Origin of the sequence: Phytopseudomonas seleniipraecipitans (genome assembly GCF_900102335.1) — a bacterium.
Taxonomy (GTDB): Bacteria; Pseudomonadota; Gammaproteobacteria; order Pseudomonadales; family Pseudomonadaceae; genus Aquipseudomonas; species Aquipseudomonas seleniipraecipitans.
The window spans coordinates 55,826-77,511 of the sequence record NZ_FNBM01000009.1; the positions used below are offsets into that span (position 1 = coordinate 55,826).

The window sequence follows — 21,686 nt, forward strand, 5'->3', positions numbered from 1 at the left end:
GAATCGATCAGTAAGTGAGTCGGGAGTGCCGAAAAGCAGGCCATATCGACTATGCTTGGGCAGCGAATGGAACGAGACAGCGCCTTATGGAAATTCCACTGACACAGCGGCTGTCATTCAAACAGGCTGGCCTCACCGTTCTGGTGGCGTTCATCATCGGCGCACTGCTCAGCCTGGTGCAGATAGGCGTCGATTATGCCAGCGAAGACGCCGCCATCAACCGTGAGATTCGCGCGCTGATGGACATCAGCCACAACCCCGCCGCTCGCATTGCCTACAACATCGACGCCGAACTGGCCCAGGAACTGGTCGCCGGGCTGCGACGCGCGCCCGCGGTAATCGGCGCACGCATCGTCGACAACAATGGCGATACCCTGGCCAGCACTTCGCAGTCACCGACCGAGAGCCGCTATCGAATCCTCAGCGACTTCCTATTTGGCAGCAGCCGCCATTTCGAAACTCGTCTGTCGGTCGAGCATGCGCCTGACGAGCAGCTAGGCTCGCTGCAACTCGATATCGACACCTACGCGTTCGGCAGCAATTTCATCAAGCGCTCGATGCTCACCCTGATCAATGGCTTTGCGCGCAGTCTGTTGCTCTCGGTCGTCCTGTTGGTGCTGTTCTACTTCATGCTGACCAAGCCGCTCAGTGAGGTGATCCAGGCGCTGGCTGGCCGCGACCTGCGCACCCCCGACCGCAAGCGCCTGCCCTGCCCGCCGGGCCATGAGCACGACGAGATAGGCGTACTGGTGGACGTTGCCAACCGCCAGCTCGCCAGCATCTCCACCGAGATCGAGCACCGGCGCAATGCCGAAGACCGGCTGACCGACTACCTCGGCGAGCTGGAGGCGATCGTTTCTGCCCGCACGATGGAGCTCAAGGCGGCCAACAGCAGGCTCAGTCGCTCCAATGAGGAGCTCGAACAGGCCCGTCACAATGCTCTGGCCATGGCCCACGCACGCTCCATCTTCCTGGCCAATATGAGCCATGAGATCCGCACGCCGCTCAATGGCCTGCTGGGCATGCTGGCGCTATCGCTGGAGGGCCCGCTGAACAGCGAACAGCGTCAGCAGCTGTCGATCGCCCATGACTCTGGAAAGGTGCTGGTCGACCTGCTCAACGACATCCTTGATCTGTCGAAATTCGAAGCGGGTCAACTGGAACTGGAAAACATTGCCTTCGACCTCGGCACACTCGTCGAAGGCACTGCCAGCCTGCTGTCGCAGAACGCCTTGCCCGGCGTGGAGCTGACCTGCCTGATCGATCCGCAGCTCCCGGCCCAGGTACTCGGCGATCCGACTCGGGTACGGCAGATCGTCAGCAATCTGCTCTCCAACGCCTTGAAGTTCACCCGCGAAGGTCGGGTCGATATCCGCGTCAGCACCACCGCGGGCAAGGTGCGTATCGAAGTCTGCGATACCGGTATCGGCATCGCCGAGGACGCTCAGGCACGCATCTTTCAGCCATTCACCCAGGCGGCAGCGGACATTACCCGCCAGTTTGGCGGCACCGGGCTGGGCCTCGCGCTGACGCGCCGTCTGTGTGAGGCCATGCAGGGCCAGTTGCAACTGTCGTCGACCCCAGGCAGCGGCAGCCGCTTCATTGCACTGCTGCCGCTACCGAGCCTGCAGCCGGCAATCACGCCACCGCAATTGACCGGGCGGATACTGGCTATCTGCGGCGCTGGCACCGGCCTGGCCGAACTGCTACCGCAGCTGATCGGTAGCTGGGGCCTGGATTACCAGCGCCTGGATAGCGCCGAGCAAGCCGACGACAGCGATTTCGACGTGCTGATCAGCGATTGTCCGAGCTGCATGGCGCGCCTGCGCAAACAAACTGCCGCACCGACCATCCTGGTGACGGCTTACGGCAGTTTTCTCGACGCCGAGCAGGCCAGGCTCCTTGCTCCCCTGGAACAGGTCGCCCGGCCTCTTACTCGCCAGCACCTGCTGCAAGCGCTCAACCATGCGCTGCAGCAGCCGGAGGAGCGCCTCGCCAGTGCGCAGGTCGGTGTCGCAGCGCCGCACAAGCAGGCTCGCGTACTGCTGGTCGAGGACAATCCGGTCAATCAACTGGTAGCCAAAGGCATGCTCGGCAAACACGGCATGCAGGTCGTACTGGCCAACAATGGCGAACAGGCATTGGAGCGCCTGCACGAAGAGAACTTTGATCTGGTGCTCATGGATTGCAACATGCCGGTCATGGACGGTTATGAAGCCAGCCGTCGGATTCGCGACAATCCAACATGGCAGCACCTGCCGATCATTGCGCTCACCGCCAACGCACTCTCCGAAGAACGCGAACGCTGCCTTGCGGCAGGCATGAACGACTACCTGGCGAAGCCGTTCCGCCGCGAAGAGTTGCTCGCTCTGGTCGATCAGTGGCTACCCACCTAGGGCGTGAAATGCCGGCTTTCAAAACGCCGGCAAGCGGCCCATACGCTGCAGGAGCTGATCGAGTTGGCCATGGAGAGGCGCCAGCGCTTGGGCCTCCACATCGTGCTCGCACAGCAACTCACGCTTCAGGGCTGGCACCTGCTCGCTCAGTTGCCGGCCGGCTGCAGTGAGACTCAGGTGCACCTCACGCTCGTCTTGCGTGCTGCGCTGCCGCTGAACCAGACCAGCCTGTTGCAACCGCTTGAGCAACGGCGTGAGCGTGCCGGAGTCGAGCATCAGGCGCTCGCCCAACGCTTTCACCGTCGGCTGCTCGGGAGCCACGTCGTGCCACTCCCAGAGCACCAGCATGACCAGGTATTGCGGGTAGGTCAGCCCGAGCCGGTCGAGCATTGGCTTGTAGGCTCGCACTACCGTGCGCGAAGCGGCATACAGCTTGAAGCACAGCTGCTGATCGAGCTTCATTTCAGCTATCCAGCAGTGCTTCGATGGCAGCGCTCAACGCTTGAGGCTTGGTGGTCGGCGCATAGCGGGTAACCTGGCGGCCATCGCCACTGATCAGGAACTTGGTGAAATTCCACTTGATGCGCTGGGTGCCCAGCAAACCGGGGGCCTCTCGCTTGAGATGCACGTACAGCGGGTGCGCAGCATCACCATTCACCTCGACCTTGCGAAACAGCGGAAAACTCACACCGAAGTTCAGCTCGCAAAAACTGGAGATGGCTTTCTCGTCACCGGGCTCCTGCTTGCCGAACTGGTTGCAGGGAAAGCCCAGCACCACCAACCCCTTGTCCGCGTATCGCTTCCAGAGACTCTCCAGCCCCTCGTACTGGGGTGTAAAGCCGCATTGGCTGGCCGTGTTGACGACCAGAATCGCCTTGGCGCCAAAGTCGCCCAGGGTTTTGCGCTCGCCGCTGATCATCGCGCAGGGTATCGCCAGCAGGTCATGACTCATGGTGCAGAACTCGCTTGAAAATGAATGGCAAGAATAGTCAGCAATTAAATTGCACACAATTTAATTGCATAAAAATAAGGCCCGCTATCAGCGGGCCGTTGATCATCTGGTTCTAGCGCTAGCGAGGCACATGCTTGAGCGACACCGAGTTGATGCAATAGCGCAGCCCGGATGGCCGCGGGCCGTCGGGAAAGACGTGCCCGAGGTGCGCATCGCAATTCGAGCAGCGCACTTCGATACGGTGCATGCCGTGGCTGAAGTCTTCCAACTCGGTAATTACCTCGGCATTGAGTGGCTGGAAGTAACTCGGCCAGCCACAGCCGGAATCGAACTTGGCGTCGGAATCGAACAATGGGGTGCCGCAGCACACGCACTGGTAGACGCCCGGTTCCTTGCTGTCGTGATACTCGCCAGTGAAGGGCCGCTCCGTGCCGCCCAGCCGACAGACGTTGAACTGCGTGTCCGACAACTCCTCACGCCAGGTTTCCAGTGGTTTTTCGAGCTTGCTCACAGGCCGTCCTCCTCAGGATAAAAAAGCCTTATCTGTACCTTTGCCCGACTCAGGCTGACACGTATGATTCGACACCTCAACCCGCAACGGCTCGCCGCCGCCTCGGCCCGCTGAACGCCGCACCTCTTCGATTCGGGATTCTTCATCATGCAGGTCAGCAAATCCAACAAGCTCGCCAACGTCTGCTACGACATTCGCGGCCCTGTGCTCAAGCACGCCAAGCGTCTGGAAGAGGAAGGCCAGCGCATCCTCAAGCTGAACATCGGCAACCCGGCACCGTTCGGCTTCGAGGCGCCCGAAGAAATCCTTCAGGACGTGATCCGCAACCTGCCTACCGCCCAGGGCTACAGCGATTCGAAGGGGCTGTTCAGCGCCCGCAAGGCAGTCATGCAGTACTGCCAGCAGAAACAGATCGAAGGCGTCAGCATCGAGGACATCTACCTCGGCAACGGCGTTTCCGAGCTGATCGTCATGGCCATGCAGGCGCTGCTCAACAATGGCGATGAAGTACTGATCCCGGCTCCGGACTATCCGCTGTGGACTGCATCGGTGGCGCTGTCTGGCGGCAGCCCGGTGCACTACCTGTGCGACGAGCAGGCCGGCTGGTTCCCGGACATCGCCGACATGCGCGCCAAGATCACCCCGAACACCAAGGCGCTGGTGCTGATCAACCCGAACAACCCGACCGGCGCGGTGTATTCGCGTGAAGTGCTGCAGGACATCGTCGACCTGGCGCGCCAGCACAATCTGGTGATTTTCTCGGACGAAATCTACGACAAGATTCTCTACGACGAAGCCCAGCACATTTCTACCGCCTCCCTGGCCCCGGACGTGCTCTGCCTGACTTTCAACGGGTTGTCGAAGTCTTACCGCGTGGCGGGCTTCCGCTCCGGCTGGGTGATCATTTCCGGTCCCAAGCATCGGGCCAAGAGCTATATCGAGGGCATCGACATCCTCGCCAACATGCGCCTGTGCGCCAACGTGCCCAGCCAGCACGCGATCCAGACTGCGCTGGGCGGCTACCAGAGCATCAACGACCTGGTATTGCCGCAAGGCCGCTTGCTGGAACAGCGCAACCGTACCTGGGAGCTGCTCAACGACATTCCCGGCGTCAGCTGCGTCAAGCCGATGGGCGCGCTGTACGCGTTCCCGAAGATCGACCCGAAAATCTGCCCGATCCACAACGACGAGAAGTTCGTGCTCGATCTGCTGCTCTCCGAGAAGCTGCTGGTGGTTCAAGGCACGGCGTTCAACTGGCCGTGGCCGGATCATTTCCGGGTCGTCACCCTGCCCCGCGTCGATGATCTCGAGCAGGCCATCGGCCGCATCGGCAACTTCCTCAAGACCTACCGTCAATAACGATACCAGCCTCACGAACGCCCACCAGGGCGCTCGTGAGCAGAACGTTTGCCTACCCCTCCATGCCATAGCCATCAGACCGACCTTATGGACCTGCAGATAGACGACTTCTACAAGGATGCGGCCAGCGGTTTGCTGGCGCTGTATCAGGTATTCCCGCGCAAGGCTGCACTGTACGTGGAGGACCTGATCGGTCGCGAAGAGCCGGACGAGTTCGGCCTTCCCAGCAAACGCCACCAGGCCTGCCTCGGGACTCTGCTGTGGCTTGCGGAAGAAGGCTACCTGCGCTACGAGTCCACTATCGGCTATGACGCGGTGGATCAGGCAGTGTTGAGTGAAAAGGGTTTCCTGCGCCTGTCACGCAGCGTCCCCCGTGCCCTGTCGGACGGCGAAGCCCCCCCACCGGCGGTGAGCCGCGTGCAGGCCACGCTAGCCTTTCAATTGCGTGAAGCACTCGCTCAGCAACATGGTGAACGGATTGCACGACTGACCCGTCAGCTGTTCGAACATCGCCCTGCAGAGCCCCGCCCCTAGTCATCTGCGTATAGCGCCAGCCCGCAATATCCGCGGTATTTCTCGGCCCGGATTGAAATAAACTGCAGAAACCCCATCTAAGCACTTGTCGCCACACTGCGCCGGGCTTCCAGGCCGCGGCCAGGCGACACAGTTTGAAATAGTCACTTGGTTGAATAGCCACAGGCCGAGCCCTTATATAGCCGCCGTATTGAGCCTGTCTTTCCCGTGAGGAGTCGTTTCACACCATGATGCGCATTATGTTGTTCCTGGCCACCAACCTGGCGGTACTGGTTATCGCCAGCATCACCCTCAAACTGCTGGGGGTTGATCGCTTTACCGGCCAGAACCACGGCAGCCTGCTGATTTTCTGCGCCGTCTTTGGTTTTGCCGGCTCGCTGATCTCGCTCTTCCTGTCCAAGTGGATGGCGAAGATGAGCACCGGCACCGAGATCATCACCCAACCGCGTACGCGCCATGAACAGTGGCTGCTGCAGACTGTCGAGCAGCTGTCCCGCGACGCCGGTATCAAGATGCCGGAAGTGGGTATCTTCCCGGCCTACGAGTCCAACGCGTTCGCCACCGGCTGGAACAAGAACGACGCGCTGGTCGCCGTCAGCCAGGGCCTGCTCGAGCGTTTCTCGCCCGATGAGGTGAAAGCCGTACTGGCTCACGAAATCGGCCACGTGGCCAATGGCGACATGGTCACCCTGGCGCTCATCCAGGGCGTGGTGAACACCTTCGTGATGTTCTTCGCGCGCATTTTCGGCAACTTCGTCGACAAGGCGATCCTGAAGAACGAAGGTGGCCATGGCATTGGTTATTTCGTGGCGACCATCTTTGCCGAACTGGTACTGGGCATCCTCGCCAGCATCATCGTCATGTGGTTCTCGCGCAAACGCGAATACAAGGCCGATGAGGCCGGTGCTCGCCTCGCCGGTACCGGCGCGATGATCGCTGCGCTGCAACGCCTGCGCGCCGAACAGGGTGTTCCAGTGCAAATGCCCGATAGCCTGACGGCCTTTGGCATCAACGGCGGTCTGAAGAATGGCCTGGCCGGCCTGCTGATGACCCACCCTAAACTGGAAGACCGCATCGAAGCCCTGCGCCGCCTGGGCTGATTGCGACACAGATGAAAAGGCGACCCACAGGTCGCCTTTTTTATGCGCTGTCGTCTGGCTTACAGCAGCTGCAGCCGATAAGCACGCTCCTCCATTCGCGTGAGCCCTCGCGCCCGGAAGCGCTCCTCCAGCGCGTCCTGAGTGCCCAGCAGCTCGCTTCGCCAGGCACTGCCCGACCAGCCTTGTACCTCGTCGTGGCTGACCGAAAACGGCGGGCCGTCCATCAGCGCCTGCTCGTAATCCAGCGTTATCAGCAGTCCCCGGCAACCTGACGGTAGTGTCTGTTGCAGATGCCGAACGTAGCGCTCACGCATCGCAGGTGGCAAAGCGATTAACGCAGCCCGGTCATAGAACAGTGCGCAGCCTTCCAAGTGGCCGGCGTCGAGCGCGAAAAAATCACCACAGTAGAGCGCTATCCGCCCATGCCGGTAGACCTTGAACGCACCTTCCTGGCTGATCATCGGCTCTAGCCCCTGCTCCGTGAAGAACGCCTCGACGGCGGTCTGCGCCAGCTCGACACCGATGACGTGGTGCCCACGTTCGGCAAGCCAGCTTAGGTCCAGACTTTTACCGCACAGCGGCACCAGCACCCGAGCCTCGTCGGATGTAGCGACTGCCGGCCAATGACGCTGCAAGAGCGCATTTGGCGCACTGGCGTGAAAGCCGATTTGATTGCGCTGCCAGCGCGCCTGCCAGAACGCTTCCTGCATGGTGCCTCCTCAAACAATCAGTAAATCAGATAGAAATGAGCGTTTAATAACCGTTGTTCACTCGGCAATGCTGATGGATTATTCCGCCTACCGTAAGGAGACCATCATGCTACCCAGTCTGTTTATTTCCCATGGCTCGCCCATGCTCGCTCTGCAGCCAGGCGCCAGCGGCATCGCCCTCTCGAGCCTCGCCGAGCAGCTGCCAACTCCCCGTGCCATCGTAGTGGTTTCGGCACACTGGGAAAGCACCGAGCTGCTGGTGATGAGCGCGGCACAGCCACAAACCTGGCACGACTTTGGTGGCTTTCCAGCTGAACTCTATCAGCTGCAATACCCGGCGCCAGGCAATCCGCAGCTGGCTCAAGATATTCTGCAGCTGCTTCAGGAAGCTGGTCTGCGCGCTCGTGCAGATGAGCGAAGACCGTTCGATCATGGCAGCTGGGTGCCGCTGTCGTTGATGTATCCGCAGGCGGATATTCCGGTCGTGGAGGTGTCACTGCCGAGCCGCCACGGCCCTGCCCTACAACTGCAAGTTGGCCAAGCGCTGGCCGCATTGCGCGAGCAGAACGTACTGCTGATCGGCTCCGGCAGCATCACTCACAATCTAGGCGAGGTAGATTTCGGCAAAGAAGCAGAGGATGGCGCGCCCTGGGCGGTCGAGTTCCGCGATTGGGTGGCCGACAAGCTGCTGAGTGATGACCTGAGCGCCCTGCTCGACTATCGCCGCCAAGCGCCTCATGCACGACGCAACCACCCCAGCGAAGAACACCTGCTACCGCTGTTCTTCGCCCGCGGTGCCGGTGCAGCCTGCCGTATCGAGCACCAGGGATTCACCCTCGGCTCACTGGGAATGGATATCTACAGCTTCAGCTGAGCTACGAATCGCTCCAGCGTGCTGAGCAGCACCTGGACCTTGGTGATCGATTCCTGATATTCGGTCTCCCAGAGCGAGTCGGCAACGATGCCGCCACCACCCCAGCAACTGATCATGCCGTCCTTGGCCAACAAGCTGCGGATGGCGATCGAGCTGTCCATCTCGCCGCGTACGTCCAGGTAAAGCAGCGAACCGCAATACAACGCACGCTGCGTAGGCTCCAGCTCGTCGATGATCTGCATGGCGCGGATCTTCGGCGCGCCGGTGATCGAACCGCCCGGAAACGCGCCCAGCAGTAGATCCAGCGCATCCTTGCCGGCAGCCAGCTCACCCGTCACCGCACTGACCAGATGGTGCACATTCGGGTAGCTCTCCAGAGCAAACAGCTCGGGCACGCGCACCGAACCAATCGTGCAACTGCGGCCCAGATCGTTACGCAGCAGGTCGACGATCATCAGGTTCTCGGCGCGGTCCTTGGGGCTGTCGAGCAAAGCGCGGGCGTTGTCCGCATCTTCCTCGGCCGTTCGCCCACGTGGCTGGGTGCCCTTGATCGGTCGCGTTTCGACCTGCCCGTTACTCACTCGAATGAAGCGCTCAGGCGACAGGCTCAGCACCGCGCCGCCACCCGGCAAGGTCAGATAACCGGAGAATGGTGTCGGGCACGCTGCACGCAGCGCGCAATAGGCCTGCCACGGCTCCCCCGTATAGGGGGCCTGGAAGCGCTGGGCGAAATTGACCTGATAGCAGTCACCAGCGGCGATATAGGCGTGAATCTTCGCGATGGCGCTGGCGTACTCCGGCGCGTCGATATTGGCCTGAAATGGCTCTAGCAACGCGAAACAACCCTCGTCAGAAACGTCCGCCGCCGGCCGCTGGAACAGCGCGAGCAGCCTATGCTGCTCGTCACCATCAAGCGAGGGGTGAAACACCAGCTGACTGCTCTGCGCTTGGTGATCGCTGATCAACGCCCAGGCGTAAACACCGAAGGCAGCGTCGCCCAGCCCGAGGTCGTCGTTCGCCTGTTCCGGCAGTTCCTCTACACGGCGGGCAAAATCGTAAGCCAGGTAGCCAAGCAAACCGCCAGCGAACGGCAACTCAGTACCGGCAGGCAGTTCGGCGTCCCCCAGCCTGGCCAGGGCTTTACGCAGCCGCTGGAAGAAGGTTGCTGCAGGCTCGTCCAGCAGCGGGGTCAGGGTCTGCACGGGCCAGGCGCTAAGCAGGTCATAGCGGCCACGCGCCGCAGCCGGCCGCCCGGCATCCAGCAACACGGCACCTGGGGCCTGCCGCACTTGCTGGAAATACACGGCAGGGTCGGCCTGATACGGCAGGGAATGAACGAGGCAGGTAGGCATTCGGCACATCACACAAACGGGGACGTCGGATTGTAGAGCCGCGCGCCCGATCGTCCTAGCTGCTGTTGCTCCGCCTGGACGTGATCGGCATTTTGTTCGCCGCCACAAACGACTCGGGGGAGCCAATGGCTCCCCCGAGTGTTACCGCAGCGCGAATCAGTCTTCGCGATAACGGCGCAGCTTCAACGGCTTACCGGCAACACGGGTGTCCTTGAGCTTGCTCAGCAGACCATCGAGGCCATCTTCCGGCAGCTCGACCAGGCTGAAGCTCTCGCGGATCTGAATACGGCCGATGGCTTCGCGAGCCAGACCGCCTTCATTGAGGATGGCACCCAGCAGATTCTTGGCAGCGATACCGTCCCGCGCGCCCAGCGCGGTACGGCAGCGTGCGCGGCCTTCGCCCAACGGCATCGGCGCGCGGCGCTCGCGCGGGTCACTACGCTCACTGCTGCGCTCGCCATCACGCTCACGGCGCTCACGCGGAGCACCACCAGCGCCCGGCACCAACGGTTGCTCGCGCTCGACACTGGCCAAATCCAGAGGCTGGCCATTGGTAACCTTTTTCAGCAGCGCCGCAGCCAGGGCACGCGGGGAGCAGCCGATGTCGGCGGTCAAACGGTCAAGCAGCTCACCGTGGCTGACTTCAGCGTCGCCAACCAGCGGCGCCAAGCCGTTGGTGAGCTTCTTGATGCGGGCATCGAGCACTTGCTGGCCGTTTGGCAGCTTGACTTCACCCACCTTCTGGCCAGTCACACGCTCGATAACCTGCAGCATGCGGCGCTCACGCGGGGTAACCAGCAGCAGCGCGCGGCCGTCACGACCGGCACGGCCGGTACGACCAATACGGTGCACGTAGGACTCAGGGTCGTACGGCATGTCGACGTTGAATACGTGAGTAATACGCGGCACATCGATACCACGGGCAGCGACGTCGGTAGCGACGACGATGTCCAGACGGCCATCTTTCAGCGACTCAATGACGCGCTCGCGCTGGTTCTGGGCGATATCACCGTTCAGCGCGGCAGCCTTGTAGCCTTTGGCTTCCAGCGCAGCGGCGAGATCCAGGGTCGCTTGTTTGGTACGTACGAAGGCGATCAGCGCGTCGAATTCTTCGACTTCGAGCAGACGCAGCACGGCGTTGGTCTTCTGATCGGCGTGGATCATCAGATGCGCCTGTTCGATACGCGAAACGGTCTGCGTCTTGGCGGCGATCTTGATGTGCTGCGGATCGCGCAGGTGCTTTTCAGCGATAGCACGGATCGAGTGCGGCAGGGTTGCGGAGAACAGCACGCTCTGACGGCTTTTCGGCATGGCTTCGAAGATCACTTCGAGGTCATCCATGAAGCCCAGCTTGAGCATTTCGTCCGCTTCGTCGAGTACCAGATACTGGATGGTCGACAGCACTTTCTCGTCGCGACGCAGGTGGTCGACCAGACGACCTGGGGTTGCAACGATAACCTGTGCGCCCTGGCGAATGGCTTTCAGCTGCGGGCCCATCGGCGCGCCGCCGTAGACGGCGACCACGTTGAGGCCAGGCATCTGCTTGGAGTAGGTTTCAAACGCGGTAGCGACCTGCAGGGCCAGCTCGCGAGTTGGTGCAAGAATCAGCGCCTGCGGCTCACGCTTGGCCGGGTCGATTTTCGACAGGATCGGCAGCGCGAACGCTGCGGTCTTGCCGGTACCGGTTTGAGCCTGGCCGATCATGTCCTGGCCAGAGAGAATCACTGGAATGGCCTGGTACTGGATGGGCGAAGGCTCTTCGTAGCCGACGGCGGTCAGGGCGGAGAGAATATTGGCGTGAAGGCCGAGTGCGGCGAAGCCGCCGGTTTCCTGGGTCATGGGTCTGCCTCTAGTGCATCCGCAAAGACCCATGTTCCAAAGCTGCACATGCCATGTAGGACCTTGTGGGTCACCCTGGCAGCCATGTCGGCGGGGATTTGCGAAAACGTGGTGATAATGAATCGTCAAGATAGCCCGCGCTTGGCGGACTGGCTGCCGAAAATAGCTTCCGGGCGAGTTGCACTACTTGAACGTAGCCATGAATTGGCCGGCGCGTACTATACCGGAATCTCCATACGCTTGTGCAATATTTCCTACATAAAACCGTCTGTGTAACGCCGATTAGGCCGGCCCGCGGCGTTGTGCCGCAGGCCTGCGCGCCAATCGTTGGGCTGGTCAGCTACGGCTGTTCAACTGCGCCTCGATGGCGGCTTTGTCGACCACTGACCAGACTTCAGCGATCTTGCCGTCGCGAAACGCGTAAAACACGTTCTCGCTGAAGGCGACCTTGCGGCCATTGACTGGCAGATCGAGGAAGCGGCCTTTCGGCGAGCAGTGAAAATCGAGGCGACTGGCGATCATCGATTCCTCGCAGGTGAGCAAACGGACAATAAAGCGCAGGTCGGGGATGTCCTGAAAGTCTCGCTCGAGCATCTCGCGGTAACCGCTCAGGCCGAGACGCCGGCCATTGTGAACCACATCGTCATGAACGAATTCTCCCAGGCCCGGCCAATCCTGACGGTTCAGGCAATCGATGTAGGCGCGATATACCGCCGGAAGATCGTGCTCGTGCATGGAGTTGCTCCGTCTGATTGATTCCAGGCTGTCAGCACGTGGTTAACCGGCACACTCACGCTCGTGAAACGGCAACAGCTCTAAAAAGACAGTGCACAGACGGGTTAATTCCTGACTCAGCTGGCCAGGCGAACGGCATCGATCAGCGGCTGCAGGGAATAGCCCAGTCCTGCCTGCAGCGCGGCGGCGCGGCGACTGACCGCTTCGCGATCGAATTGCTGATCGAGTTCGGCCGGCACCAGCACCACCACGTTGCCCTCCACCACCGGGCATTCCCAGTAATGGCGGTGGTAGAGCCCTCGCAGCAGCGCGGCGCCAAGCGGTTTGCCATCCTCGCTGGCCCACTGATTGATCACCAGCCAGCCGCCAGGATTGAGCTTGGCACGGCAGTCGTCGAGGAAACGCCAGGCCAGATGGCCGACGCCAGGGCCGGTATCGGTGTACAGATCGACGAAGATCAGGTCGGCGGTCTCGGCACTGGGCAGCAACTCGATAGCATCACCGATACGCATGGTCAGCCGCGGATCGTCCTCCAGGCCCAGGTACTCCATGGCCAGACGCGGCACGTCGGGGCGCAGCTCGATGGTTTCGACATCTTCGAGCGGCAGGAACTTCAAGCACGCCTGTGTCAGGTTGCCGGCGCCCAAACCAAGAAACAGCGCAGTTTCTGGCGCTTCGTGGCACAACGCACCAACGAACATGGCGCGGGTGTAGTCGTATTCCAGCCAGCTGGGATCAGCGGTGAACACACAGCTCTGCTCGATCGACTCGCCGAATTCGAGAAACCGGTACTCGCCAATTTCCACCACGCGGATCACACCGAAGGCATCGTGCACCTCGGCCAATACCACTTCGTCCTTCATGTCCTCCACCGGGGGCAAGCCAGGCATGTGCAGATCTCCACCATCGCGTTCCCCGGCACAGGCCGGGCTGGCGCCGATTGTCGATGATGCAGCGCACTCAGGTCACGCGCTAAATGCCTGGCAATAGCTTGAACCAGCATGTCTTGACGTGTGCAGTGATCGGTTACCATGACCGATCACCAACAAGAGATGCCGCCATGAGTGAGCCCTGGAGCCCCGATAGCTGGAGAAGCAAAGCCATCCAGCAACAACCTGTCTACCCGGATGCCGCACGGCTGAGCCAGGTCGAGCAGACCCTGGCCAGTTTTCCGCCGCTGGTATTCGCCGGCGAGGCACGGGAGCTGCGCAAGCAGTTCGCCGAGGTGACCCAGGGCCGAGCGTTTCTGTTGCAGGGCGGTGATTGCGCGGAAAGCTTCGCCGAGTTCAGTGCCGCGAAAATCCGCGACACCTTCAAGGTGCTGCTGCAAATGGCCATCGTCATGACGTTTGCGGCCGGCTGCCCAGTAGTCAAGGTCGGGCGCATGGCCGGCCAGTTCGCCAAGCCGCGCTCGGCCAATGATGAAACCATCGACGGCATCACCCTGCCCGCCTACCGCGGCGACATCGTCAATGGCATCGGCTTCGATCCAGCCAGCCGCGCACCTGATCCACAGCGCCTGCTGCAGGCCTACCACCAGTCCACTGCCTCGCTGAACCTGCTGCGCGCCTTCGCCCAGGGTGGTTTCGCCGACCTGCACCAGGTGCATCAGTGGAACCTGGATTTCATCGCCAACTCTTCGCTTGCGCAGAAGTATCACCAATTGGCTGACCGCATCGATGAGACCCTGGCCTTCATGCGTGCCTGCGGCATGGACAGCGCCGCCCAGGTTCGCGAAACCAGTTTCTTCACCGCCCACGAAGCGCTGCTGCTCAATTACGAGGAAGCCTTCGTACGCCGCGACAGCCTCACCGGCGGTTTCTATGACTGCTCGGCACACATGCTGTGGATCGGCGACCGCACCCGCCAGGTGGACGGCGCCCATGTCGAGTTTCTGCGTGGCGTGGGCAACCCGATCGGCGTGAAGGTCGGCCCGAGCATGACCGATGAGGATCTGATCCGCCTGATCGACATCCTCAACCCGGACAACGACCCAGGCCGCCTCAACCTGATCGTGCGCATGGGCGCCGACAAGGTGGAAGCCGGTTTGCCGCGCCTGATTCGCACCGTACAGCGTGAAGGCCGCCAGGTGCTGTGGAGCAGCGACCCCATGCACGGCAATACCATCAAGGCGTCCAGTGGCTACAAGACCCGCGACTTCGCGCAGATTCTGGCAGAGGTGCGACAGTTCTTCGCCGTGCACCATGCCGAAGGTACCTATGCGGGTGGTATTCATATCGAAATGACCGGCCAGGACGTGACCGAATGCATCGGCGGCGCCAAGCCGATCACCGAGGCCGGCCTGTCGGATCGTTACCACACCCATTGCGACCCGCGCATGAACGCCGATCAGTCGCTGGAACTGGCGTTCATGATCGCTGAAACCCTGAAGCAAGTGCGCCGCTAGGCTGAGTTGGACCGCTGTGAATGATGGCCATGATTCACAGCGGTCATCCTGGCAGGTGCATGGAACCGCCCCGCTTTTACCTGAACGAAGCTCGCCGACAAACGGTCTTCTGTTCAGAGCCGATCACTTGAAGGCTCATCTATCTCGAGAAGGAGTCGCACATGCCCTGGTATGCCTGGTTGATCCTGATTGTGGCAATCGGCTCCATCGTCGGTGGCCTGTTCATGCTGCGTGATACGGCGAAAAAACTGCCGCTCAGCGACGAGCAGCTCAAGCGTATCCACGACCGCAACATCGAGCAGGATGCCAAGGACGCTCAAGATCGCTGATCCCGTGCACCGGCTGTAAACTGCGCCTTCGCTCTGGAGGCGCAATGCTCTTACTACCCCGCCTGCTACTGCCCTTCTCTCCCCTCGCCATCGGCGCTGCCCTGGGCTTCATTCAGCCAGTCGGTATCGTTGCTGCTTGCCTGTTTATGGCGCTGGTATTGACGCCCGCCCGCCTGCCCGACTGGCTCTGGTGCGGCCTGGTCATCGTTGCCAGTCTGCTGCTCGCCGCACATCAGCTGCCTGGTTTCGAGCCGTGGGTTTTCGGCAACGCCACGCGAATCAGCGAAGATGCGCCGCCTTACCTGCTAAGGCTGTCATGGGACAAATTGCTGGTGGGCTGCACGTTGCTCGCCTGGTGGCTGGGCCAGCCGCCTCGGCAGCTGGGCAAACCGATGCGGGCGATAGCCGTGTGCGTGTTGACCGTAGTCGCAGTGCCCGGCCTGGCATTGTTGCTAGGCGTGGTGGGCTGGCAGCCGAAATGGCCGGAGCTGCTATGGCCCTGGTTGATCATCAACCTGGGCGTAGCGGTGCTGGCTGAGGAATTACTGTTTCGTGGCTTGCTGCAACCGCGCCTGATCGAGAGGCTTGGCACCTGGCCGGGGATTGCCTGCGGCGCCCTGCTCTTCGGCGCAGCGCATATTCCCTTCAGCCCGACGTTTGCCGTCGTGGCGGCCGTTGCCGGCGCCGGCTACGGCCTGGCCTTTCACTACAGCGGCCGGCTGAGCGTGGCGATTGCCTTGCATGGAGCGGTCAACCTGCTGCACTTCACGTTGCTGAGCTATCCACTGCGCAAGGGCTAACCGTGACCATTCATGGCTCAAACAGGTTAACGCCAGCAGTTAGCGTTAGCGGCGGAATTCGAATTCCAGCTGAGCACCCTCGACAGAGTTGGAAAACTCGCTACCAGCTTCCCCAGTAAGCAACTTGCCGCTGAGCTGGAAGGGGTTGGTGATGGGTTTCTTCTCTTCAAAGAACGCTGGCAAGATCGGCGCCAAACCGTCTTCGGCGGCCTGATCTTCGGCATTGAGCTGAGCGGTCAGCTCTGGCGGCAGGCTGAGATCCAGCTTGGTTTTAGGCGCCTTTTGCACCATCTTCTGCACCTTTTTATCCGCTTTGACCCGCTCTGCGGCTTTCTTGGGCGTTGGCGGCGCAACTTCTTCCTCGACCAGCGGCGGCTCTTCGGTCGGCGCTTGGACAGGCGGCTCGACCGGCTTCTGCACCGGCTTCTGCACCGGCTTCTGCACCGGCTTCTGCACCGGCTCGGTGGTGACCACGGCCGGCTTCGCGTTCTCGCGCGGCGTCTCATCGCCCTGCTCGTCGGCGCCACAAGCGCCTAACAGCAGAGCAACAAGTATCGGCAATAGGTAACGCATCGAAGTCATCGGGCTGCTCACACAGTTGCGGCTAAAAACTTATTCTAAAACCCCTGGGGAATAACACCAGCCGGGCTGCCGAATGGCAGCACCGCCTGTCAATCCGATGATCACTCAGCGCTCGTGCAAGCGCGCCAGCTCGGCCTCGATATCCAGGCCAGGATACTCAGCCTTGAGGCGCGTTATGCGTTGATCGACCTCCTCACCATCGCCGCGCGCCTGCAACTCGGCGATTTCGCGCAGCGCGACCAGCACCTCTTCAGACAACGGCGCCACCTTAGCTGCCATGCGTGCAACGACCCTGGGCGCCTCAGCGTTTTCAGCTATTACCGAGCTCGCGGCGGGATTGGCCGGTGCCTGTAGTGCCATTGGCGCTGGGGCCTGGCGCTGTAGCGTGGCGGGCGCCGCGTCGTAGCCTTGCGGCACCTGGTCAAGCGTAGTGAACGTCAGGCCAAGGCCCAACCCGAGCAACGCGAGACAGCCAAATGCTGCCGACCAGCGCCTGCGCCCAGGCGCCCCCTCCATACCGTTCAGCAGACGTTGCCACCCCCCCGGAGCGCTGGCGCTGGGCGCCCTTGCCGCGTCGGCAGCCGCTGCCAGAACCCGGGCGTCCAGCGCCGAGGACGGCTGCGCACGGTCATGCTCACGCATGTGGCGCAACAGCGGCTCGTCGTCTCGCTCGAAATGATGCGAACGGTCGTTCATGGTGACACCTCTTCAGCCACGCTGAGCAGACGACGCAGCTTGTTCATCGCGTAGCGCAAGCGACTCTTTACCGTTTCGGCCGGCGTGCGGGTCAGCTCGGCAATCTCGTGCAACTGCAGATCAGCATGAGCACGCAGCAGAAACACTTCGCGCTGCTCGGCAGGCAAGTCAGCCAGCGCCGCCTGAATGCGCGCCTGATCCTGGGTCAAACTGAGCTGACGCTCGGGATCTGACGCGGCGCTAGGCTGATCGTGCAGAAGCTCGTCGAACGCCTCTTCGCGCTGCTGGCGCTTGCCGTGCTTGCGCCAGTGGTCGATCAGCCGGTTCCGAGCGATCTGGTATAGCCAGGTCTTGAACAGCACGGCAGCCTCACTCTGCAGCGACTCGCTGCGAATCAGGCTAATCCAGGTTTCCTGAAACACCTCTTCGGCGACGGCATGCTCGCCGCACAGGCCCAGCAAAAAGCGAAACAGGCCAAGACGATGCCGCTCATAAAGTTGCGTGAAAGCGGCGGCATCGCCGGCCCGATAGCGACGCAACAACTCGGCATCGCTGGGCTCAGCGGCTATCGGCAGGATGGCGGTCACTCACTCGACTCTGGCGGCGCGGGAGTCGCCAGTTTGCAGGCTTTGCGCCAGTTTCACCAGCTGCAGGAACCCGTTGCGTAGGCCGAACGGGCATCCCCCGACTGCTCCGCGCCAGCCCTCCTCGGCGGCCAATCGAAACGGCCGGTATAGCGGCTACCGCTCGGCTGCGGGGCGGAATTGCGTGCCAACGCCAGGCAATCATATCCCCTGGTCCGTCTACCGGCTCGCAAGAGCGCCTCGAAAAAGTAGACGCAGATCTGCCACGATTCGGGTTAATCAGAACCCGTTGGTCGAGGCCTCCTGACACAGCTGGCTGGCCAGCATGCCGAGGGTCATCAATGCACGCTCGGCTTCGCGGTTCCACGGAATGCCACAGTTGAGCCGTACGCAGTGATTGAACTGCTCGGTATTACTGAAGATCAGCCCTGGCGCGATGCTGATGCCCTGCTGCAAAGCGCTGACATGCAGGTCCTTGGTATTGACCCGTGCCGGCAGACTGACCCAGAGGATGAAGCCACCGTTGGGCCGGGTGATCTGCGTGCCCTCCGGGAAGTGCTGCTGGACCGCGAGCTGGAAGGCGCTGAGGTTCTTGCGGTATTCCTGGCGGATGTGCCGCAGATGGCGGTCATACCCGCCATTCTCCAGATACGCCGCCACAGCCATCTGCGTGACGCTGCAGGCCGAGTGGGTGGTGAACATCTGCAGCCGCTGGATCTCGTCCTGGTACTTGCCGGCGATGATCCAGCCGATCCGCACGCCGGGCGACAGGGTTTTCGAAAAGCTCGAGCAGTACACCACGCGGCCCTCCAGATCCCCGGCCTTGAGCGCCTTGGTACGGCCCTGCTCGAACATCAATTCGCCGTAGATGTCGTCCTCGATGATCTGGATATCGAAGTCGCTGGCCAAACGCAGCAACTGTTTCTGCCGCGCCTCGGGAATGGTGCCGCCCAACGGATTGCTCAACCGCGCAGTCAGCACCAGCGCCTTGATCGGCCACTGGCTGGCAGCCAGTTGCAGGGCCTCGACACTGATGCCCGTAGTGGGGTCGCTGGGAATTTCGATGACCTTGAGCCCGAGCAGATCAGCCAGTTGCAGCAGGCCGTAATAGGTCGGCGACTCGGTGGCGATCAGGTCGCCAGGACGGGTCAGCACGCGCAGGCTCATTTGCAGGGCGTCCACGCAGCCGTGGGTGATCACCACCTCCGACGGATCGACCAGTACGCCGGCGTCACGCATGCGGATCGCCACCTGCCGGCGTAGCGGCTCGAAGCCGGGACTGAACATGTAGCTGAAAGCGCGCGGACTCTGAAAGCGGGTGACCTTGGCCAATTGCTGGTGCAGCGCTCGAACCGGCAGGTAGTCGACATGCGGCACGGCAGCGCCGAGCGGGAACACGCCCTCGCGGCGGGCTTCGCCAAGCACTTGGTTGATGATACTGCTGCGCGTTACCAGCCCCGGCCGCTCGACGCGAGCGATGTCCGGCGTATCAGCGGTCAGCGCAGGCGTCTGGTGGACGTAGAAGCCCGACTGCGGCCGCGCGCGGATCAGGCCGAGGTCTTCCAGATTGGCATAGGCCTGCAACACCGTTGCATGACTCACGCTGAGCTGAGCGCTCATTTTACGTACAGACGGCACGCGCTCGCCGGGCTGATAAACGCCACGACGTATGTCGTCTGCGAGCTGTTGAGCGATACGCTGGTAGAGCAACAGATTGGTCATGGTCATCTAACCCCGGTACTGAACCATAACAGTAGCCCAGCTAAATGTTTCTGTACCGGTACAGCCTTGAAATATCCAGGCGATACAGCATCCAGCGTTACGTATTTGTGCGCTGGCCGAACCATGTCGGCTGGCCTTTTACCACAGGCAATAAAAACCCGCCGTGCGACGCAACGGCGGGTCTGTGTCGCGCTGGCTCAGCGCGTGGCGCCTAATCGCCCCTGCTCATCGGAAAATACAATCTCGACACGACGATTTTGCGCGCGCCCCTTGGCCGAAGCGTTCTCAGCCACCGGGAAGCGCTCACCAAAGCCCTGCACTTCAATGCGCTTGGCATCGACGCCCAAATCACTCAGCGCATCGGCAACGGTCTGCGCCCGGGCCTTTGACAGTTGCAGGTTTTCCTCGCGCTTGCCGCTGCTGTCGCTATAGCCCTCGATGCGTACGATGCGACGCGGGTTGAGTTGCAGAAACTGCACCAACTTGAGAACAGTACGGTTGGCGCTGCTTTTAAGGCGCACGTCACCCGTATCGAACAGCACGTCGCCTAGGGTCATCACCAGACCACGATCCGTTTGCGCCGTCGCCAGGCTGACGATTTGTTCCTCGAGCCAGGCGTTCTGCTCCTGCACGCTGATCAGCTTGGCCTCACGCAACGCCAATTGCAGGCGCTGGCGCTCAAGCTCCAATCGAGCAGCACGCTCCTGGTCCAGGGCAAGCTGACCATGCTCGCGGGCAATTTCGCTGTAGCGCTGGCTCAGGTATGCGTAATGCGCCACATCGTCAGCGCTGCCCAGGTAACCAGCCAGTCGCTCGGCGCGGCCGAGCGATTCGCCGGCACGTATCACGTCCTTCGGCGCACTGCGCAACACTTGCGGGTCTTCCTTGACCGACTGAAAGCTGCTGCGTGCGGCCTCCAGCGCGGCATTTTGCTCATCGGCAAGACCGGCACAACCGGCCAGGCACAGGCCCATCAGCGCAACAGCGCCTAACTGCAGTGCGCTCATGGCATGGCTCCCAATTGCTCACGCAACCGGCCAATTTGGCGGTTCAGCTCAACCAGCTGGGCCTGGCTGCGCAGGCTCAGCACCCGGGCTTCGCCCAGGCGCGCGTCTAGCTCGGCCTGCTCGGTTTGAATCCGCGCGTCGCGATAGGCTTCGTCCGCCATGGCCGCGCGGGCCAGAGCAAGTTTCTCTTCTGCCTGAGTCAGTTCAGCTACGGTTTCGCCTGCCGCGACGGTGCGAGCCTGCTCGACCACTTGCTCGGTCAGGCGCATCTGCTCGGAGGGCGCAGGATCGCTGGCGCAGCCCTGCAGCAACAACAGCGCCAGGGCGGCACCGGTATATCGATAGATCACGGGAATGTCCTACGGATTCGGAACACTGACTGCCGGCTGAGGCTGTTGATCCTTCCAGCGCTGCAGGTTGCGTTGCAGAAGGGTTTGCGGCATGCCAGCGGCGGTGAATTCTGTCATTTTTTTGGCTAGCTGTCCGCGCAACCACGGATCGTTGCAGGCCGAATTGTGCGATAGAGCCAAGTGCAGCCCTTCACTGGATACGGGCGGATCGAGCACCTGCAGATCATCCTGCAAGCCCAGGGTCGACGCCAGGGCCTGGCCCGGATAGCGCTCATAAAGCACGTAATCGGTGCGGCCGAGCATCAACTTCTGAAAGGCCTGAGTCAGACTCGAAACGCCTTCGAGTGTCAGGTTGTTCTTGGCGTAAGCATCGAACGACTGCCCGAAGCTGTTATTGACCAGCGTGTCGCCCGTACGGCCCTGCAGATCCGCCCAACCCGCGTAGGGAAAATCGCTGCCCTTGCGAACCCACACCACACTCGGCGTGGACAGAAAGGCCGGGTGAATGAAGTCCATGTTGTCCAGGCGGGGCACGGTCAGAAAGGCTCCCGCGAGCATATCGATACGCCCCGTTCGCACATCTTCTTGAGCCCGCGACCACGGCCCGGCATACACCACCTCGATGCCGATGCCGAGCTCTTCGGAAACCGCCTTCAGCAGATCGACACTGGCGCCGATCAGTTGCCCTGGGTTCTGCGGGTCACGCCACAGGTAAGGCGGGTACTCAGGATTTCCGGTAGCGACCAAGCGCTCGCACTTGCCGGCGGCCTGCACACCGTTTGCCAGCAACAAGCCAGCTAGCAGCAGTAGACCGGACCTGACTAAAGCTCGCTCATGCATTGGTTCT

The 21,686-nt window shown here is 61.6% G+C and carries 23 protein-coding genes; 8 read left to right on the plus strand and 15 right to left on the minus strand.

Annotated features, from left to right (window positions below; genetic code table 11):
• The first annotated feature begins 86 nt into the window (after positions 1-86).
• Positions 87-2,396, plus strand: a complete 2,310-nt coding sequence (locus BLS60_RS17425) for a hybrid sensor histidine kinase/response regulator (protein WP_092370556.1) — start codon at positions 87-89, stop codon at positions 2,394-2,396.
• A gap of 18 nt (positions 2,397-2,414) precedes the next feature.
• Here the strand turns inward: BLS60_RS17425 and BLS60_RS17430 are convergent, their stop codons facing one another.
• The 3 genes from BLS60_RS17430 to msrB all read right to left on the minus strand — a co-directional run bounded on the left by BLS60_RS17430 (position 2,415) and on the right by msrB (position 3,859).
• The gene (locus tag BLS60_RS17430; RefSeq protein WP_092370559.1) at positions 2,415-2,858 is read right to left on the minus strand and encodes a MarR family winged helix-turn-helix transcriptional regulator; all 444 of its coding nucleotides are present in this window, start codon (positions 2,856-2,858) and stop codon (positions 2,415-2,417) included.
• Position 2,859: 1 nt separating this feature from the next.
• Positions 2,860-3,348: a glutathione peroxidase gene (locus BLS60_RS17435; protein WP_092370562.1), complete on the minus strand. Its 489-nt coding sequence runs from the start codon at positions 3,346-3,348 to the stop codon at positions 2,860-2,862.
• Positions 3,349-3,466: 118 nt separating this feature from the next.
• Positions 3,467-3,859 (minus strand): peptide-methionine (R)-S-oxide reductase MsrB, encoded by a 393-nt coding sequence (gene msrB, locus BLS60_RS17440; RefSeq protein WP_092370565.1) that lies wholly within the window; start codon positions 3,857-3,859, stop codon positions 3,467-3,469.
• Positions 3,860-4,006: 147 nt separating this feature from the next.
• On the opposite strand from msrB, the gene BLS60_RS17445 reads away from it, so the two are divergent.
• From BLS60_RS17445 to htpX, 3 genes are all read left to right on the plus strand, one after another.
• On the plus strand, positions 4,007-5,218 hold the full coding sequence (locus BLS60_RS17445; RefSeq protein ID WP_070883644.1) for a pyridoxal phosphate-dependent aminotransferase: 1,212 nt from the start codon (positions 4,007-4,009) through the stop codon (positions 5,216-5,218).
• Between the two features lie 87 nt (positions 5,219-5,305).
• Entirely contained in the window at positions 5,306-5,752 is a 447-nt protein-coding gene (locus BLS60_RS17450) for a hypothetical protein (RefSeq protein ID WP_092370568.1), read from the plus strand.
• A gap of 227 nt (positions 5,753-5,979) precedes the next feature.
• Positions 5,980-6,852: a protease HtpX gene (gene htpX / locus BLS60_RS17455; protein ID WP_070883642.1), complete on the plus strand. Its 873-nt coding sequence runs from the start codon at positions 5,980-5,982 to the stop codon at positions 6,850-6,852.
• 59 nt (positions 6,853-6,911) lie between these two features.
• On the opposite strand, the gene BLS60_RS17460 is transcribed toward htpX, so the two are convergent.
• A complete protein-coding gene (locus BLS60_RS17460; protein WP_092370571.1) occupies positions 6,912-7,562 on the minus strand; it encodes a thiopurine S-methyltransferase in 651 nt (216 codons plus the stop codon).
• 106 nt (positions 7,563-7,668) lie between these two features.
• Between BLS60_RS17460 and BLS60_RS17465 the strand changes: the two genes are divergently transcribed.
• Positions 7,669-8,436, plus strand: a complete 768-nt coding sequence (locus tag BLS60_RS17465) for a DODA-type extradiol aromatic ring-opening family dioxygenase (protein ID WP_092370919.1) — start codon at positions 7,669-7,671, stop codon at positions 8,434-8,436.
• Here BLS60_RS17465 and pabB read toward each other — a convergent pair.
• The 4 genes from pabB to BLS60_RS17485 form a co-directional block, all read right to left on the minus strand.
• A complete protein-coding gene (gene pabB / locus BLS60_RS17470; protein ID WP_092370574.1) occupies positions 8,421-9,788 on the minus strand; it encodes an aminodeoxychorismate synthase component I in 1,368 nt (455 codons plus the stop codon). The genes BLS60_RS17465 and pabB overlap by 16 nt on opposite strands.
• Before the next feature lie 156 nt (positions 9,789-9,944).
• Positions 9,945-11,627, minus strand: coding sequence for a DEAD/DEAH box helicase (locus BLS60_RS17475; RefSeq protein ID WP_092370576.1), 1,683 nt, complete (start codon positions 11,625-11,627; stop codon positions 9,945-9,947).
• 336 nt (positions 11,628-11,963) lie between these two features.
• A complete protein-coding gene (locus BLS60_RS17480; protein ID WP_092370579.1) occupies positions 11,964-12,362 on the minus strand; it encodes an ester cyclase in 399 nt (132 codons plus the stop codon).
• Between the two features lie 116 nt (positions 12,363-12,478).
• The gene (locus BLS60_RS17485) at positions 12,479-13,252 is read right to left on the minus strand and encodes a spermidine synthase (RefSeq protein WP_092370582.1); all 774 of its coding nucleotides are present in this window, start codon (positions 13,250-13,252) and stop codon (positions 12,479-12,481) included.
• A gap of 170 nt (positions 13,253-13,422) precedes the next feature.
• Here BLS60_RS17485 and BLS60_RS17490 point away from each other — a divergent pair, with 170 nt between their 5' ends.
• The 3 genes from BLS60_RS17490 to BLS60_RS17500 all read left to right on the plus strand — a co-directional run bounded on the left by BLS60_RS17490 (position 13,423) and on the right by BLS60_RS17500 (position 15,898).
• Positions 13,423-14,769 carry a class II 3-deoxy-7-phosphoheptulonate synthase gene (locus tag BLS60_RS17490; protein ID WP_092370585.1) on the plus strand — a complete coding sequence of 449 codons (1,347 nt, stop codon included), beginning with the start codon at positions 13,423-13,425 and terminating at the stop codon, positions 14,767-14,769.
• 161 nt (positions 14,770-14,930) lie between these two features.
• Positions 14,931-15,098 carry a DUF2897 family protein gene (locus tag BLS60_RS17495; protein WP_070883636.1) on the plus strand — a complete coding sequence of 56 codons (168 nt, stop codon included), beginning with the start codon at positions 14,931-14,933 and terminating at the stop codon, positions 15,096-15,098.
• A gap of 44 nt (positions 15,099-15,142) precedes the next feature.
• Entirely contained in the window at positions 15,143-15,898 is a 756-nt protein-coding gene (locus BLS60_RS17500; protein WP_092370588.1) for a CPBP family intramembrane glutamic endopeptidase, read from the plus strand.
• 45 nt (positions 15,899-15,943) lie between these two features.
• Here BLS60_RS17500 and BLS60_RS17505 read toward each other — a convergent pair whose 3' ends face one another.
• The 7 genes from BLS60_RS17505 to BLS60_RS17535 form a co-directional block, all read right to left on the minus strand.
• On the minus strand, positions 15,944-16,471 hold the full coding sequence (locus BLS60_RS17505) for a hypothetical protein (RefSeq protein WP_143024618.1): 528 nt from the start codon (positions 16,469-16,471) through the stop codon (positions 15,944-15,946).
• 114 nt (positions 16,472-16,585) lie between these two features.
• Entirely contained in the window at positions 16,586-17,176 is a 591-nt protein-coding gene (locus tag BLS60_RS17510; protein ID WP_092370594.1) for a hypothetical protein, read from the minus strand.
• Positions 17,173-17,763: an RNA polymerase sigma factor gene (locus tag BLS60_RS17515; RefSeq protein ID WP_208597318.1), complete on the minus strand. Its 591-nt coding sequence runs from the start codon at positions 17,761-17,763 to the stop codon at positions 17,173-17,175. Before BLS60_RS17515 ends, BLS60_RS17510 begins: the two co-directional genes overlap by 4 nt.
• 276 nt (positions 17,764-18,039) lie before the next feature.
• Complete coding sequence (locus tag BLS60_RS17520) at positions 18,040-19,482, minus strand: aminotransferase-like domain-containing protein (RefSeq protein ID WP_092370925.1); 1,443 nt, start codon at positions 19,480-19,482, stop codon at positions 18,040-18,042.
• Between the two features lie 197 nt (positions 19,483-19,679).
• Positions 19,680-20,489: an OmpA family protein gene (locus BLS60_RS17525; protein WP_083328765.1), complete on the minus strand. Its 810-nt coding sequence runs from the start codon at positions 20,487-20,489 to the stop codon at positions 19,680-19,682.
• On the minus strand, positions 20,486-20,839 hold the full coding sequence (locus BLS60_RS17530; protein ID WP_092370597.1) for a DUF4398 domain-containing protein: 354 nt from the start codon (positions 20,837-20,839) through the stop codon (positions 20,486-20,488). The genes BLS60_RS17525 and BLS60_RS17530 overlap by 4 nt, the downstream gene beginning before the upstream one ends.
• Before the next feature lie 9 nt (positions 20,840-20,848).
• Positions 20,849-21,679, minus strand: coding sequence for a substrate-binding periplasmic protein (locus BLS60_RS17535; protein ID WP_092370600.1), 831 nt, complete (start codon positions 21,677-21,679; stop codon positions 20,849-20,851).
• Between the last annotated feature and the right edge of the window lie 7 nt (positions 21,680-21,686).